The organism is Rhizobium sp. WYCCWR 11146, assembly GCF_013591995.1.
Taxonomy (GTDB): Bacteria; Pseudomonadota; Alphaproteobacteria; order Rhizobiales; family Rhizobiaceae; genus Rhizobium; species Rhizobium indicum.
Map to the genome: position 1 here is coordinate 94,471 of NZ_JACCEY010000011.1, position 16,882 is coordinate 111,352.

Sequence of the window (16,882 nt, forward strand, 5' to 3'; positions counted from 1 at the left end):
ATCAGGTGATCCAGTCGGATCCAGGTCAAGGTTCCGGGGGGCTGAACATCGCCGGCACTTGGGATCTCCGCATCGCTACTCTGCACCGTCGGGATGACTATGTTTTCATCTCTGCTAATCTCGAACTTCAGGTTTCGGAGCATCTTGTGTCGACATCCCTCAGAAGGTCTCGGTTTTCAGGCCGTGCAGTAGAACTCGATTCGATGGAGTCCGCTTTCCGAGATGTGTCCGGCGGGCGGCAACGTTCCTTTCTTGTCGGGGCAGAAGCAGGCGGCGGCAAAACGCGGCTGGTTGAAGAGTTTGCCAACCGACTGTCCGGCCGCGCCCTGATTTTGAAAGGCGGGTGCATTGAGCAGCGGGAATCGGCATTGCCCTACGCGCCGGTAACGGCTGTTCTGCATGAACTTGTTCAGCTGCGCGGCGCGCCGGCAGTCAAATCCTTTGTCGGCGCCGAGGGTGCGCGAGAACTGGCCTGGCTTCTTCCCGAACTCGGCGAGAGCTCCGAAAGATTTGATGCGGGCATCGCAAGAGCGCGGCTGTTCGAGGTGCTGCGAAAGCTGTTAGAGGAGCTGGCACGGGAGACACCGCTCGTGGTGGTCTTCGAGGACATTCACTGGGCCGACCAGGCAACTTGCGATCTGCTTCGTTTCCTCGCGACACGGCTGAAGAAAATTCGGCTGATGCTGATCGTCACCTATCGACCCGAGGAGACCAGCGCCACCAACGCCCTGCGGACGACCATCGCGGACCTCTCACTTTCCGAGGGTGCCGAGGTGTTGACGCTTCCCCGCCTTCAGCGCGCGGAGGTCGCCGTGCAGCTCGAGGGGCTGCTGGGACGCCCCCCAACACCTGCGCTGATCAACGAGGTCCATGCGCGGTGCTGCGGAATCCCGCTTTTCACGGAGGCACTCATCGATGCGAGCGGAGGCTTGCGCAGAGATTTTCCTGGTTCGCTCAACGACTACCTGCTGAGAGCCGTCAGGGACATGCCGGCGTCGACGGCCGAGCTTTTGAAGGTGATGGCGCTCGGCGGCCCGCATATCACTCATGCGCTTCTTCGCAGCGTCGCGAACAAGGCCGATCTTGAATTAGCGGAATGGCTGCGTCCAGCGATTTTGGCTGGGATCCTGGTGCCTGATCATGATGGATATGCGTTCCGCCACGCACTGATCCACGAAGCGGTGCGGCGTGACCTGATCGCCGGCGAAAAGGTGGCCATCCATCGCGCCTATGCGGACGTGCTCGAACGCGGACCGGTTCCAAGCTACCGAGTTTGGCATTCCGTAGCGCTCGCGCGCCACTGGTACGGCGCCGGCCAAGCCGAGAATTGCCTGCGATGGGCCTGGCAATCCGCCACTGAGGCCGCGGCTACTTTCGCCTATGCAGACCAGATGGAAATGCTGAAGCTCGTGCTGGCAGTATGGCCCGAGGTCGATGATGCGATTGTAGTGATCGGCGCGGATCACTGCAAGGTGTTGGAACTCGCTGCCGATGCGGCCTGCTGGGCAGCGGAGGCGGAACAGGGGTTGGCTTTTGTCGAACGCGCACTCGCCGAAGTGGACGTCGGTCGCGACAAGGAGCAACTGGCAGCACTTCTTCTGCAGCGCGCGGTGATGCGTCAACACGCGCTTATCCCAGGCGAGATCGCCGACCTGGAGCGCGCGCTCGATCATGCGCCCGATTCCACAAGGCTGCGCGCGGACGGACTGGGACAGTTTTCCCGCGCACTGATATTAAGGGGAGAGTTTGATCGCGCCAGCCGCTTGGGCGACGAACTGAAGGACCTGTCTGAAAGGCTCGATGACGAGGAGTACCGGATAGAGGCACTGATCGTCGCCGAGTCTTTGGAGATGGCATCGGGCAGTTACCACATCGATAGCCTCTGGAGCGTCATTGACCGCGCCAGGCAGGCCTCCATCGGACGAGTCGAGGTGCTGGCGGGCGCCGCATTGCTTCGAGCCCTGCTTGAGACCGGAAAATATCCTCAGGTCGCCGAAATCGGACCGGCGATCTTTGCGCGGACGGTCGAGTTCGGCCAGGCGCGCTATATCGGGGCGATAATCGGTTCGCCTTTATGCCGCGCTCTCCTCGCCTTGGGCCGCGTTTCCGAAGCCATTGAGACATGCGAGCGGATGGCGGCATTGGATCCGCTGCCGCTCGGGCTCGTTCATGTTTTCGAATGCCAGGCGGAGATCGCCTTGGTATTGGGGAATTCGGATCGAATTGCCGTTGCGGCGAGATCCTTGCGCAGTCTGCCACCCGGCCCTCAGGTTGCGAGCCGCATGGCGGCCAATCTGTTGAGATTTGACATCGAAAGCCGCGCGCTGGCGGGTGACATGGATCAGTCTGCGACCCTGGCAAGATCCGTCTTGACCCATTGCGAAAAACAAGGACGCGTCTCTTGGCCACTCCTGGCCTCGGCGATGCGCGTTGCCGTTGATACGAACCAGAAAGATGTGGCGCGGCGGTTTGCCGACCTTGCCGCTCGGTCCTCGTGCCGCAATGTGGTGGAGGAAGCCGAGCTGCTGGGCATCCTGGCCGAGATGTCGCGCTCGACGGGTTCCGACCTCGAGGCGTGGGAAGCGGTTGCCAAAAGCTGGGCTGATTTGAGCCGGCCCTTTCGGCAGGCATATGCTCTTATGCAGGCCGGTTGTGCTGCGGTGAATGCCGGCCAGCGCGCGAAGGGTGCGGGCCATTTCCGACGAGGCGCAGACCTTGCCCATTCGACCGGCGCTTCCCTCCTGGGCAATCAGATCGAGACCCTCGCCGAAAAGGCCCGCATTGATCTTGGAAACGGGAAGGAGGGTGGCATGCCGAAGGCACCCCTCGGCCTGACGGATCGGGAATTCGAGGTGCTCCGGCTTCTCGCCGCGGGACAGAGCAATCGCGAGATCGCCGTCCATCTGTTCATTTCCTCGAAAACGGCGAGCGTTCATGTCTCCAACATCTTGAGCAAGCTCTCCGTCCCCAGCCGCGGCGCCGCGGCCGCAATGGCCCACCGGCTCCGGATCGTAGATCCCGCCTGAAGTTCGCTTGTCTGGCTATGCCCTTCCGGTGTCTGTCGTTCGCACGATACAGTCATTGCATTCCTATTTGATTGTCTAGGTATGTTGCCTGATGTGCTTATGCCGGCCTTAGGCCGAGGGTGTTCATATAGCGCGCGCCGAGCGGCGCCCAAATGCGAACATCCGGAGGTCAAATGAACATCTCTTCCGCCACCTTGGCCAACACCCAACGCACGATCGATTCTTATGAAGGTTGTGCCGATGACTATAGTCGCATCGTTGATCAGTTTCCCTGGCCGAGCCTCGAGGCGGCACTGCGTCAGGTCGCCAGCGCCGCCGGCAAGGGCGGCCAGATCCTTGAGATCGGCTCGGGGGCCGGATGGGATGCGGATTTCCTGGAGACACTGGGCGTTTCGGTAAGGCGAACCGATGCGACGCGACGGTTTCTGGAACTGCAGGCGGCGCGCGGCAAGAAGGGCGAGCTCCTCAACGTCATCACCGACGACCTTGACGGCCCCTATGACGCGGTGGTCGCTCTCTGTGTCCTCATTCATGTGCCTCGTGACCAGACCGGCCCGGTTCTCGAAAAGATCGTCGCTGCGCTACGCCCGGGAGGCGTCTTCCTGGTGTCGATGCGCGATGGGGACGGGGAGACAAGCGGCGCCTACCATATGTCCTACTGGCGCCGGGACGATTTCGCGCTGTGCATCAAGGAGGCGGGGCTCGCTCTTGAATGGGACGCACACAGGATCAACCGTGACGGCGATGGGTGGAACACGTTTTACGCTCGCAGACCAGAGTGACGCGGTTTCGTGCCGCTCCGGTCCGCCACCGACCGTGAAGGCTCGGTCAGACAGCGGGGGCCATCTTTCTATTTCCAGCTCGTATAATCGTCGGCGACGCAACCAAACGGCGCGCGATTCTGACCGAACCGCTTCTTCAACTGCTCGCATCCCCACTCGTTCAACGGCGCTGGCATGAGATTGTTGATGTCCATGCCAGGCGATTGGAACGCTGTCGTGGAGGTCGTGACGTACCAAAGCCAGAAGCCGACCACACCCACGACGATCAGAAGCAACACACCGAAGAAAAGCTGCAGCCGCTTCCAGATCGATACCGTCCTTTTTGGTTCTTCAATCAAAATCGGCGCATTCCGATCGCGTTCTTGCTGATACGCGAAAGGTGCAAGAGCTGCGGTGCGCTCATTATCCGTAAGCTCCACGCGCTGAAGACGATCGTCGAGAAGCACCGGCAGGGCCGTATTGCCGTGCCTGACGGCCAGTCCGATCGCCTTGCCATTGGCTTCACCGACGATCAGAGGCTCCTCTCCATTCTTCATGCGCGTGTAAGCCGATCGTCCCGTTTTGTCGTCGGCGATCTTGTCGTTATAGGTGATGGAAAGGACGCCGCGTTTGCGGTCGAATGCGGTGATCTCGACCGGGACAGGGGTCAGCAAGGCAGGCCGAAGCAGTTGGCCCTTGACCCGCCAAATGCGGATAGCGAGAAAAATCATCCCCAGGCCCATGCCGCCAAGCAGAACGGCGAACACAGTAAGCGTGATGATCCGGTTCCAGAGCATGTCCAGACCCAGGCTCATCGTCGCAAGTTCCGGGTGATCGGCTGATATCACCAGACCCGTTTCGTAGTCGCCGGTATGGAAATCGACGAACATGACCTCGACTTCGGTGTCGTAGTCTCGTCCACCGTAGCTGTAGACCAGGCGTGCCTCGCAATCGGTAAAGACTGCCTTGCGTGTCGTGCATCGCCCGTTTTGCACGTCGCCATTTTCAAGCGTCAAAGGGTTCTGGCTGATCTGGAAATCGCGGATTACCCCTGGCGCTTCCGAGACGAATAGAAAGACAGCCAGTGCGAGGATGATGGGCGTTGCCCAGAAGTAAGCATTCGGCGTGGAGATGACGTTGCGCGCCAACGAAAGCGGGCGACCAGGAAGAACAAGTGAAGGCAATGGCGTCGGACCCCTCATATGTGACAGCGCAATGGGCTGGCAAGCTCAGGCAGCGGCCAATGAGGCAGCAATTCAAAGCGCTGCCGCGTCCTTTGCGCAACGCGCGGCGCTATAGCGGAATTGACGTCATTGCGGCCGGCTTGCACAATCTCATTGTGTAAGACCGATCTAAAGCCTGAGGCGGGAGATCGGCAATCCCTTTCAGCGTGCGTGGGCATCATTTGTACGTTGATCTTGTTGAAAACGTCCGCACTGCGTTGAGAACGCGATCGAATCCCTCCCCTACGGAACCAAACCATCGCCGAGCGGTTATATGACACCCCTCCTCCTCGAAGAGCCAAGCGTCATGATGCGGATGTTATGTGGCCCGAAAGTTACTCAGATGATCAAGATCCTCGCCTGCGCCATCGCCGCTGCTACGGCGTCAATGCTCACGGCCGGCGCCGCCCACGCCGACGAATCCGCCTTCCTCAAAACACTGGCGGGAAACTGGAGCGGTAACGGTACGGTGAAAGTGCGGACAAATGCACCCACGATTAAAGTCACTTGCCGTTTCAAGTCGGACGCGAATGCAAGTTCCCTTGCACTCAATGGACGCTGCACCAGTCTCGTCGTTTTTTCCCGTGTCATCAGCGCTAAACTCAAGGCCAGCGGTGACAGCTACACCGGCTCCTATGTGGGCGCGGGCACCGGCACTGCGGGTCTAGGCGGAAAGCGCGCTGGTAATGCCATAAGCCTCGCGATCAAATGGGCGAAAGAGGTCAATGGTGACCGACGTGCGCAGATGACGATTGAAAAAACCGGGGCATCCGGCATGCGCCTCACAACCGTCGACACAGACCCCGCTACAGGTCGATCGGTTGTTACGAGCCGCATTGACCTTCGTCGGAGCTGATATCTTTTTGCGTTCAAAGAGCCTCTAGCGTGCTAAAGGGTTGATAGAGAAGCTCCGAAGCTATAGTTTCGCCTTCGCAAATCGTCGAACGATACAAGGAAATAGTTATCTCATGCCGACAGGTACCGTTAAATTCTTCAATGACGACAAGGGCTTCGGCTTCATCACCCCTGAGGGTGGCGGCCAGGACGTTTTTGTTCACGTGTCTGCACTGCAGAGCGGCGGGTCGCTCCGCGAAGGCGACAAGGTCAGCTTCGAAGTTGGACAGGATCGCAAGACTGGGAAATCGAAGGCTGAGAACGTCTCGACCATCTGATCGAAATCGAAGGTGGCCCAGCCTGCGTTGAGCGGGTTGGGCTCATCCTCACGAGTCGTGGGCGCGAATGCCTTCGTACTCTAAAGCGCGTCGCGATCTTTCAGGTTCGCTCTCGCGCTTTAGGTCTTTGTGCTACGCACGTCGTTGTCGCAAAACCGCTGCACGGTTTTGTGCGATATGCTTTAAGCCGAACCGACGGCAATCGAGGTCTGAGCGTGTCGTTTGACGTCAGCACCTTGGAAATTCCGAATATTACGCGTGACGACGCTCACGCCAGCGCAGTCGCGGCAAACTGAGCATTTTGTCTCTGACAAAAGGATGTTCCACGCATTCGCTTTAGACAATGCGAGAGTTCATCACGGCGAAGAACTCATCACACCCCTGATAGAATGCTTTCCGCGGCCTTCTCGGCAATCATGATCACCGGCGAGTTCGTATTGCCCGACACGATCGTCGGCATGATCGAGGCATCAACCACCCGCAGTTTCGCCAGCCCATGCACCCGCAATTGTGGATCGACAACCGCCATCATGTCGCTGCCCATCTTGCAGGTACCGACCGGATGGAAGATCGTCGTGGCGATATCGCCGACGCGACGGATCAGCTCCTCGTCAGTCCGGTATTCCGTGCCCGGGAGCATCTCCTGCGGCAGGTACTTGGCGATGGCACCGGCCTCCATGAGCCGGCGGGCATGTCGGATCGATTTCGTCGCAACCAACCGGTCGCCGACGGTCGAAAGATAATTCGGGCGGATTTCCGGCGCCACGGAAAGGTCCGGGCCGCCAACATGCACCGTCCCCCGGCTTTCCGGCCGCAGATTGCAGACAGAGACGGTGACGGCGGGATATTTGTGCAGCGGCTCGCCGAGCCGGTCGGTGCTCAAGGGCTGCACGTGATATTCGAGATCGGCGGTTGCAACGGCCGGATCGCTCTTGGCAAAGATACCGAGCTGGCTCGGCGCCATCGACAACGGCCCGGACCGGCGCAGCATATATTCAAGCCCCATGCCCGCTCGGGTGAGCAGGTTGTGATAGAGCTGGTTCAGCGTCTTTGCGCCCTCGATGCGGAAGACCGTCCGGATTTGCAGATGGTCCTGCAGGTTTTCGCCGACACCCGGAAGTTCATGGGCGACGTCCAGTCCGGCAGCGGACAACACATCCGGGCGACCGACCCCGGAAAGCTCCAGGATTTTCGGCGAATTGATCGCACCGGCGGACAGGATGACCTCGCGACCGGCGCGAGCCAGATGGTTCTGCCCGTTCAACCGGAACCGCACCCCGGTCACCATCCTGCCGTCAAATTCCAGCCGCTCGGTTTCGGCGCTGGTCAGCACACGAAGATTGGGCCGCTTCATCGCCGGGCGCAGAAAGGCCTTGGTCGTATTCCAGCGCAGGCCGCCGCGCTGGTTGACCTCGAAATAGCCCGAGCCCTCATTATCGCCATCGTTGAAATCGTCGGTCTTCGGGATACCGAGTTCTTCAGCCGCGACGCGAAAGGCATCGAGGATCGGCCAGGAAAGCCGTTGCTTTTCCACCCGCCATTCGCCGCCAGCCCCGTGCATCCGCGACTTGCCACGATAGTTGTCCTCGGATTTCAGGAAATAGGGCAGCACGTCGTCCCAGCCCCAGCCGGAATTGCCAGCCTGCCGCCAGCCGTCGTAATCGGACGCCTGACCGCGCATGTAGATCATGCCGTTGATTGACGAGCAGCCGCCCAGCACTTTTCCACGCGGATAAGGCAGTGACCGGCCGTTGAGGCCGGCTTCCGCCGCCGTCTTCATCATCCAGTCGGTGCGCGGATTGCCCATGCAGTAGAGATAGCCGATCGGCACATGCACCCAATGATAGCGGTCGCTGCCGCCGGCTTCGAGCAGCAGGACGCGGGTTTTCGGATCGGCCGACAGCCTGTTGGCCAGAACGCATCCCGCCGATCCCGCGCCGACGATGATGAAGTCATAGCGTCCCGCATCAATGGCTGCGTCATCCACACGCATATTCACGCCGCCGCCCCCTCTGCCACCGACAGGACCGCCGTCAGACGCCGCCAGAGCGGTGCCATCGCTTCGGCGATATCCTGATAGAGAGCGTAGCGCCGCGCATAATGCGCCTCAAGCGAGACATCCGGGCGATAATGCCGCTCGGTTCGGACCATGGCCGCAGCACCGGCGCCGAAATCCGCGAAAATGCCGACGCCGGTTCCGGCCGCAATCGCCGCCCCCAGTGCACCGGTTTCGCGCGAGCGGGCGACAGTGACGGGTACGCCGAGCACATCGGCAAAGATCTGCGGCCAGATCAGGCTGCGCGAGCCGCCGCCGGAGAGCACCGCTTCGTTGAACACCGCGCCGGCCTTTCGGATCGTCTCGATGTGCTGGCGATGACCGAAGGCGACACCCTCGAGAAGCGCGCGAACGAGATGCCCCTTGGTGTGCCAGCCGGCAATGCCGTAGAAGCCGGCGCGTGCGTGACCGTCCTGCTGGGCGCCATAGAGATAGGGATGATAGAGCGGGTCGTCTGCCGCGGGCTCGATCGCCCCGGCCAGCGCGCAGCAGGCATCGAAGGGCGAAACGCCTTCCGCATGCTCGCCTTCGAAGAACTCCCTCACCAGCCATTCGAGATTGGCAGCCGAGGTGGCGCTGTTCTCCATCGCCATGTAGCGGCTGCGATCGAAGGTCGAGGACATGAAGACCGGCCCGTCGAGGTCGGGACTGTCTATAACGACCTGGTTGATGCTCCATGTGCCGGCAATGATAGAGGCGCTGCCGGTGCGCGAAACGCCCGAGCCGAGCGCCGAGGCGACGACGTCGAACAGCCCGCCGACCACAGGCGTACCGGCGGCGAGCCCGGTTTGCGTCGCGACCTCTTCCGTTACCGTACCGGCAATGTCGGCGCTTTCGATGAGCGGCGGCAAGAGGTCCATGCAATCGCCCAGTCCATAGGCTTCCATCAGTGCCTTGTCGTAGCGGCGCGCGGCAAGATCGAGCAGGCCGGCCCCCGACATGTCGGACACCTCGCTGACGCGGCGGCCTGTCAGACGGTTGACGACGAAATCTTTGGAGAAGAACACCGTGCCGATGCGATTGAACAGTTCCGGCCGGTGACGCTTCAACCAGGCAAGCAATGTCGGCGTCTGGGATGGCCACGGGCGCTGGCGGGCAATGGGATAGGTCCGGTCTCCAACGCCGGCCTCTCGCCATTCGTCGACCAGCCCGGCCGCCCGCGTGTCGAGCGACTGGATGCCGATGAGCGGAGCGCCGTCGCGATCAAGCGCATAGAGACCGTTGCCGTGCCCGGCGCAACCGATTGCGGCGATTTCCTCCGGCTGGATCTTTGCCTTTTCGATGCAGGCGCGAATGACCTGCCGTGCATTCGCCCATAATTCGTCCAGCCCCCGCTCGACATGCCCCGGGCTTGGCATGCGGCTGTGTCCCTCTTCGGACGCAGCCGCGATCTCGTTACCCGCGCGGTCGAAAATCACCGCCTTGATGACGGTGTTTCCGGCGTCGAGCCCCAAAAGATAGTTTCCCATGCAGAACCCCTCCCCAGATTCGAAATCGCTGCTCAGCCCTGCTGGTAGAGCGCAAAGGCCTGTTCGCCGCTCGCATCCTCGTGCACGATCGCCATCAGCCCGCGCACCACGGCACTCGGATTGGCGTGCTGATAGATGTTGCGCCCATAGACCATGCCCATTGCGCCCTGTCGCATCAAGGCAGCGGATTTGTCGAAGACGGCACGAAGATCTTCCTTGCCGCCGCCGCGCACCAGAACCGGGCAACGGGCTGCTTCCACCACTCTGTGGAAATCCTCGGCATTGGTGGTCGGATCCGCCTTGACGATATCCGCCCCCATCTCGCGGGCGAGCCGCGTCAACGTAACGATCTTGTCGGCATCGCCATCGACCATGTAACCGCCCTTTTCGGTGACCGGTTGCATCACCAGCGGCTCGATCATCAGCGGCATGCCATACTTGTCGCAATCGGCCCGCACACGGGAAATGTTCTGCACGCATTGGCGAAACAGGTCCGGCTCGTCCGGCAGCATGAACAGGTTGACGACGACGCAGGCTGCATCCATTTCGATCGCGCCGATCAACGGTTCGGCCTCGTTCTGCAGCACCGCCCACATGTCGCGGTGGCGGATCCGGTTATAGGGATTGCCCATGTCGATGCGCATGACCAGCGACGGCTTGTCCTTGCCGGGCACCTCCTGCAGCAGGTCCGCCTGGCCGTAATTCATCTGGATCGCATCCGGCCCGGCACAAACCAGCGCCTTGACGACGGCCTGAATATCCTCCAGCCCGTTGAGGAAGGACGGTTCGTTGCAGACGCCGTGATCGATCGCCACGTCGAGGCAGCGGCCGCCGCCGAACAGCCGGTTCATCCGGACTTTGCAGTTGTGTCGCATTCTGTGCTCCTTGGTTCGTTCCTTGCCGAAAGCATGTCTTCGTCGACGCCGTGGCGTTCCGTGAGAAGGGTGAGAAAACGATCGCGCTCACGGGCGTGATGCGCGAGCGTCCAGTGCTTTTCCTGCGTCAGCAGGTCGAGTACGGCATCCATCATATCGAGCGAAAGCTCGCCCGAAACGGCCAGCGTCGTGCGCCGCAAAAGCAGGTCGTCGAGATGTTCCACCGCTTCACCGCGGATCAGGAACTGCAATTCGCGCATCGAGTAGCCGTCGTGCGGCAGCAAAGCATCGGGACCCGCCGCGATGAAACCGGCAACCGCCTCGGCATCCGTGCCGTATCGGACAAACAGCTCAGACATGCGCCGGACGGAAAGGCCTTTGCTGGCCGCCGCCTGCGCAAGCCAGACAGGCGCGTTGGCGGGAAATGCCTGCCCGCCGCCGATCGGCCGATCGGTTGTCATAATACGGCGCTGCCTGCCTAGCCTTTCCAGCGCCATGTCGGCCGCCAGTTCCCCGAAGGACCGGAATGTCGTCCACTTGCCGCCGATCATGCACAGAACCGGTGGGCCACCATCCTTCGGCTCTACGACCGTGCAGAAATGATCGCGCGGAATGCGCCCGGTAAAACTGTCGGTGCTGGCCGGCAGCGGCCGCACGCCGGAAAACTGGAAAACGATCTGTTCCGGCCGGATGGCAATATCAGGCAGCACGAAGGCGAGCGACTGCAGGATATAATCCCGCTCGTCCGCCTCGCAGCGCACCGTTTCCGGATCATCGACGCGGATATCGGTGGAACCCACGAGAACCTTGCCGAGATAGGGAAAGAGGATGCAGATCCGCCCGTCCTCGTTCTCATAGTAGATCATGTGATCAGCGAGCGCGTCGCGCAGGTCGGCATTGTCGATGATCAGATGCGAGCCCTTGGTGCCGCCCATCAGCGGTGACGGCCGCGCTTCTGGCGAAAGCAGGGTCTGATTGGCGATGTCGATCCAGCCGCCGGTGGCGTTGACGATCAGCGCCGGTTCGACGGTAACCGACGCGCCGCCGATCTGGTCTTCGACACGATATTGGCCATCCTCTGTCCGACGCAGTTCCGCATAGTTCAGTGCCATCGCCCCAAACTTTGCTGAAAGACCGTCCTGCAGAAGCTCGATGCCCAGCCGCTCCGGGTGGCTGACCCAGGCGTCGAAATAGGTGGCGGAACTCTTGATGTCGGGATTGAGCGCCGGCCACTTGGCAAGCGTCGTGCGCCGGCCGCGAAACTGGTGGCGCGGCATCAATGCCCGCTTGCGCGTCAGGAAATCATAGATGCTCAGGCCCGCCTTGATGGCAACGGCGCCACGCCGGCTCGGGCGGCGGCTGAGGCCCAGGAAGCGGACGATGCCATTGCCAAGGCCGGAAAATATATCGAACACCGGCACCGTCGTCGGCAGCGGCGCGACGTAATGCGGCGCGTTGCGCAGCAGCCGGTCCCGCTCGACCAGGGATTCCTGCACCAGCTTGAATTCGCCGTTTTCAAGATAGCGAAGCCCGCCATGCACCATGCGCGACAGCGCCGAGCTGGCCCCGGAGCAATAGTCGTGTTTCTCGACGAGCAGCACGTTCAGTCCCTGCAGCGACAGCTCGCGAAAGACGCTGATGCCGTTGATGCCGCCGCCGATGACGCAGACGTCCACCTTCGGGCTCTGGCGGAGCCCGTCCAATATCTCTTGCCGTTTCATGATGGCGATCCGCTACCTGTCCATGTCAGTCAGTTTCGCCGCTATGGCCGTATCGATGGCGGCAAGATCGACCGCATCCAGCCGGATGGTCCCGGCCCGTGCATTGTCGAGCGCCTGTGCCGGATTGCGCGCCCCGCAAAGTGCAAAGGTGACGCCCGGCTGCGCCAGCGTCCAGGCAATCACGATCTGGGCGATGCTGGCGCCGTGTTTTTCGGCGATCGGTTGGATGGCGTCGGCCAGCGCCGTCGCCTTCTGGCGGTTGCCGACTGAAAAGCGCGGATTGCCCTTGCGCTGATCGTCGCCGGAAAACACCCGGTCAGGACCGATGGTGCCGGACAGCAATCCTAACGCCAGCGACGAGTAGCTCAGCGTCGCAATGCTGTTGGCCTCGGTCAGCGGCAGAAGCTCCGCCTCGATCTCCCGGTCGATCATGCTGAACCGCTCCTGGATCGCATCGAGACCACCGGCAGCGATATAGGCATTAAGGTCGTCGGGGCTGACATTGCTTGCGCCGATCGCCCGGATCTTGCCCGATATGCGCAGGTCTTCCAGCGCCCGCATCGTTTCCTCAATCGGGGTCGTCGGGTCCTGCCAATGGGTGATGTAGAGGTCGATATAGTCGGTTCCGAGCCGCCTCAGGCTTTCCTCGACCTCATGCAGGATCGCGTCGCGGCCGAGATAACGGTGCACCGGCTTGCCGTCCTGGTCGAAGAAATGACGGCCCTTCTGCGTATGCCAGACAAGGCCGCATTTGGTGGCGATGACAGCCTTGTCGCGTCGCCCGGTCAACGCCCTGCCGACGATCTCCTCGGAACGTCCAAGCCCATAGGCCGGTGCCGTATCGATCAGCGTCACGCCGGCATCGAGCGATGCCTGGATCGCGGCGATGGATTCGGCCTCATCGGTCCCGCCCCACATCCAGCCGCCGATCGCCCAGGTGCCCAGTCCCACCGCCGAAGCGGAAACGCCCGACTTGCCGATCTCACGTGTCAATTGCTGTCCGCTCATGCCCATTTTCCTTCGCCATTCGCCAGTGCCAGCACGCGGGCACCCGTCGCCTCATCGGTCACCAGCGTATCGAGATGATTGCCGCGCAGAACGCTGAGGATCGGCCCTGCCTTGTTCGGCCCGCTCGCCACACCGATCTTGGTGGGGATCGAGGCGAATTCCGGCAGAGTCAGGGACACCAGCGAACGGTTGAGGCTGTAATCGCAGACCTGGCCATGATCATCGAGCAGATGCGCCAGCAATTCGCAGGAGGCGCCGGAGCGCTCGATCGCGGCGCGGTCGGTGCTCGAGGACGGATGCAGGTCGTAATAGCTCGAATCGTCCGAGAGGATCGAGCCGATGCCGACCACCGCCACTTTCGCCTCGCGCGCCCGTTTGAAAACTTCTGCAACGGAACGCATGTTGATCAGCATCGCCCGCTGCTCGGCATCATCGGCAAAGAGGGGCGCATGGATCTGGTAGGAACGCCCCCCAAGCCGGTCAGCCATCAAGGTCGAGACATGGTTGACATCGGTATAGTGTTTACCTTGCACGCAGCCGGTTGCCGGAATGACCTCGACATTGAACCGACGCGGCGGCTGCAGACCGGCCACGACGGCGCTCACCCCTTTGCCGCCGGTGATGCAGATCGTATCGCCGTCGGTGATCTCTTCCAGCAGCAACCTTGCTGCTGCCTCGCCGACGGCTTGAAGCGCCGTCTGCGGATTGTCGGACACTGTCGGCACCACCACGGCGCGGCCGATGCCGCCAAGCGCTTGTAGCCGTTCTTCCATATCGACCAGCGGCTCGACCGGCGACTTGATCTTGATCTCGACCAGGCCGAGCTGGCGGCCGCGCTTGATCAGGCGATTGACGGTGGCGTGCGAGATGCCGAGCTGATCGGCTATCTGCGCCTGTGTCAGTCCCTCGAGGAAATGTAGGACCAGGGCCTGGTGCATCTGCCGGGCGATGACGATTTCCTCGCGCGGCGCATTTGCGGGTTTGAGCTTGGCTATCGGCATATCAGGCAGCCTTCCGCTTGTGCAGGAAATGGTCGATCGAGACGGCGGCAAGCAGAATGCAGCCTTTGATCATGTCTTGCCAATAGACGGACACGTCAAGCAAGATCAACGAGCTTGTTACGACCGACAGCAGGGCAATACCGAGAATAGCCCCAAGGATCGTGCCGGAGCCGCCATTCAGCGACGCACCACCGATCACCGCCGCCGCGATGATGTTGAGCTCCATGCCAACACCAAAGGTCGGGGTCGCGGCGCCGAAGCGGGACATATAGATCACCCCGGCAACGCCGGACAGCGTGGCGCAGAGCACCGTCACCCAGAACTTTACCTGGTTGGTCTTGATACCGGAATAGAGCGCCGCCTTTTCGTTGCTGCCGGTGTAGAACACCTTGCGGAAGGCGGTTGCCCGGCGCAGCAGGAAATCGAACAGCACGACGACCGCAACAAAAATCAGGATCACATAGGGGACGCCATAGAACGTGCCCTGCCCGACCGCCTTGAACGAGGGCGGCAAGGTAAACAGCGACAGTGGCGTGCCCTTGGTGATGATCAGGCAGATACCACGCACGATGACCATCGCCGCAAGCGAGGTGATGAAGTGGTTGAGCCCGACAACCGTGACGAAGAAGCCCATGACACAGCCGATCAGACCGCTGGCAATGATCCCGATCAGGGATGCGCTCCACGGATCGAGCCCCATCAGGAACAGTGAACCCGACAGCACCATCGAGAAGCAGACCACCGAGCCGACCGACAGGTCGATGCCGCCGACGATCAACAGGATGGTCATGCCGACGACGACGATCCCTTCCACCGAAAACGACATCAGCATCGCCCGGAAGTTGCCGAGCGTCAGAAAATGCGGCGAGGCAAAACTCATGACAATGCAGAGCGCCAGGATGATCGCGATCAGTCCCGCCTCGCGCATCGTCCCCAACCGTTTCCAGCCGGGCGCGCGCGCCTGATGTGCCGTTGCCAATGTAGCGTCCGCCATGACCCTGTCTCCTGCCCCTGCTTTTTCCCTACGCGGCATGCTCTGATGCCTTTGAATTGTTGTGGCCGCCGATCCCCGAGGCGAGCCGCATGATCGCTTCCTCCGTCATCGCCTCGCCCTCGACCTCGCCTGCAACGGTGCCTTCGTGGATGACCAGCACCCGGTCGCACAGACCGAGAAGCTCCGGCAGTTCCGACGAGATGACGACGATGCCGATGCCGGAGCGCGCGAGATCGCGCAGCAGCCGGTGGATTTCCGATTTGGCGCCGACATCGATGCCGCGGGTCGGCTCGTCCATCAGGATGACCTTGGGATCGACCGCCAGTTGCTTGGCAATCGCCACCTTCTGCTGGTTTCCCCCCGACAGCGACGAGACCGGCATGTCGATGCCACCCATCCGCACGCCGAGCCGCCGGACCAGGTTGTGGGCACGATCCGCCTCGGCCTTGGAATTCAACAGTCCCAGTGGTCCGGTCAGCGATTTCAAATCGAGAACGGCAATGTTCTGGGCAATGGAAAGATCGAGGAAAATGCCGGAGCCTTTCCGGTCTTCCGACAGATAGACGACGCCCGTCTGCGCGGCCTGCGCATAAGAGCGCGCCCGCAGCCGCTCTCCATGCAGTTGCACCTCGCCGCCGGTTACCGGCCGCAATCCGCAAATACCTTCGGCTATCTCGGTGCGGCCCGAGCCGATCAGCCCGCCGACGCCGAGAATTTCACCCTTGCGCAGGTCAAAGCTCACATTCGTGAAGCGGCTGCCGTCGCCGAGATCGCTGACGCTCAGAATGATCTCGTCGGTCCGCTCCGTCGGCGCCTGCTTTTCCGGATAGAGCTGGGTGATCTCGCGTCCGACCATGCGGCGCACCACATCATCCGGCGTCACGTCCGCCACTTTCTCCGTCGAGACATAACGGCCATCGCGAAACACGGTGACCCGGTCGCACAGGCTGAAGATTTCGGCCATGCGGTGGCTGATATAGATGATCGAAATACCCTGCGCCTTGAGGTCGCGGATGATTCCGAAGAGGATCTGCGTCTCCGATTCCGTCAATGCCGCCGTCGGTTCGTCGAAAATCAGCACCCGACAATCGAGCGTCAGTGCCTTGGCGATCTCGACAAGCTGCTGGCTGGAGATCGACAGGTCGCCGACTTTGCGGCGCACGTCGATCGGCGCCAGACGGTTCATCACGACCTGCGCATCCCGCTCCAGCCGGCCATAATTCATGAAAGGCGAGCGGCGGCGGTTGGTCGCCGCCATGAACATGTTCTCGGCCACCGTCGCATCGGGGCAGAGCGCGATTTCCTGATGCACGAGGCCAAGCCCCAGCGATTGCGCCACGGCCGGCGACGTCACCTTTACCGGCGCGCCATCGACGAGAACGTCGCCCTCGGTCGGCTGCAACACGCCGGCAATGATGTTCATCAGCGTCGATTTGCCCGCGCCGTTTTCGCCGCAAAGCGCATGAACCTCGCCTTTTTCCAAGCTGAAGCTCACCTCCGTCAACGCCTTCACCGCACCGAAGTGCTTGCTGACATTGCGGATTTCCAGAACCGGCACCGACGCCATCATCGTCTC

General features: G+C 61.6%; 13 protein-coding genes. 4 read left to right on the forward strand and 9 right to left on the reverse strand.

All coding sequences use genetic code 11. The features are described from left to right. The first annotated feature begins 146 nt into the window (after positions 1–146). A complete protein-coding gene (locus tag HX899_RS07045) occupies positions 147–3,026 on the forward strand; it encodes a helix-turn-helix transcriptional regulator (protein ID WP_181292204.1) in 2,880 nt (959 codons plus the stop codon). 173 nt (positions 3,027–3,199) lie between these two features. After that, entirely contained in the window at positions 3,200–3,808 is a 609-nt protein-coding gene (locus HX899_RS07050; protein WP_138388839.1) for a class I SAM-dependent methyltransferase, read from the forward strand. A 68-nt stretch (positions 3,809–3,876) separates the two neighbouring features. Here HX899_RS07050 and HX899_RS07055 read toward each other — a convergent pair whose 3' ends face one another. After that, positions 3,877–4,989, reverse strand: coding sequence for a hypothetical protein (locus tag HX899_RS07055; RefSeq protein WP_181291985.1), 1,113 nt, complete (start codon positions 4,987–4,989; stop codon positions 3,877–3,879). A 364-nt stretch (positions 4,990–5,353) separates the two neighbouring features. Here HX899_RS07055 and HX899_RS07060 point away from each other — a divergent pair, with 364 nt between their 5' ends. Both HX899_RS07060 and HX899_RS07065 read left to right on the forward strand, forming a co-directional pair. Further along, positions 5,354–5,866: a hypothetical protein gene (locus tag HX899_RS07060; protein WP_138388837.1), complete on the forward strand. Its 513-nt coding sequence runs from the start codon at positions 5,354–5,356 to the stop codon at positions 5,864–5,866. A 112-nt stretch (positions 5,867–5,978) separates the two neighbouring features. After that, the gene (locus HX899_RS07065) at positions 5,979–6,182 is read left to right on the forward strand and encodes a cold-shock protein (RefSeq protein ID WP_018480679.1); all 204 of its coding nucleotides are present in this window, start codon (positions 5,979–5,981) and stop codon (positions 6,180–6,182) included. A gap of 373 nt (positions 6,183–6,555) precedes the next feature. Here the strand turns inward: HX899_RS07065 and HX899_RS07070 are convergent, their stop codons facing one another. The 8 genes from HX899_RS07070 to HX899_RS07105 are packed head-to-tail and all read right to left on the reverse strand — an operon-like array spanning position 6,556 to position 16,873. Then, a complete protein-coding gene (locus HX899_RS07070; RefSeq protein ID WP_210273719.1) occupies positions 6,556–8,175 on the reverse strand; it encodes a GMC family oxidoreductase in 1,620 nt (539 codons plus the stop codon). Between the two features lie 2 nt (positions 8,176–8,177). Further along, on the reverse strand, positions 8,178–9,707 hold the full coding sequence (locus HX899_RS07075; protein ID WP_181291987.1) for an FGGY-family carbohydrate kinase: 1,530 nt from the start codon (positions 9,705–9,707) through the stop codon (positions 8,178–8,180). A 32-nt stretch (positions 9,708–9,739) separates the two neighbouring features. After that, entirely contained in the window at positions 9,740–10,582 is an 843-nt protein-coding gene (locus tag HX899_RS07080) for a class I fructose-bisphosphate aldolase (RefSeq protein ID WP_246697071.1), read from the reverse strand. Continuing rightward, positions 10,555–12,303, reverse strand: a complete 1,749-nt coding sequence (locus HX899_RS07085; RefSeq protein WP_181291988.1) for a glycerol-3-phosphate dehydrogenase/oxidase — start codon at positions 12,301–12,303, stop codon at positions 10,555–10,557. The genes HX899_RS07080 and HX899_RS07085 overlap by 28 nt, the downstream gene beginning before the upstream one ends. A 12-nt stretch (positions 12,304–12,315) precedes the next feature. Then, positions 12,316–13,311 carry an aldo/keto reductase gene (locus HX899_RS07090; RefSeq protein ID WP_180195512.1) on the reverse strand — a complete coding sequence of 332 codons (996 nt, stop codon included), beginning with the start codon at positions 13,309–13,311 and terminating at the stop codon, positions 12,316–12,318. After that, a complete protein-coding gene (locus HX899_RS07095; RefSeq protein ID WP_181291989.1) occupies positions 13,308–14,312 on the reverse strand; it encodes a sugar-binding transcriptional regulator in 1,005 nt (334 codons plus the stop codon). Before HX899_RS07095 ends, HX899_RS07090 begins: the two co-directional genes overlap by 4 nt. Before the next feature lies 1 nt (position 14,313). Then, the gene (locus HX899_RS07100; RefSeq protein WP_018480686.1) at positions 14,314–15,306 is read right to left on the reverse strand and encodes an ABC transporter permease; all 993 of its coding nucleotides are present in this window, start codon (positions 15,304–15,306) and stop codon (positions 14,314–14,316) included. 28 nt (positions 15,307–15,334) lie between these two features. Further along, on the reverse strand, positions 15,335–16,873 hold the full coding sequence (locus tag HX899_RS07105; RefSeq protein WP_181292206.1) for a sugar ABC transporter ATP-binding protein: 1,539 nt from the start codon (positions 16,871–16,873) through the stop codon (positions 15,335–15,337). Positions 16,874–16,882: the final 9 nt, after the last annotated feature.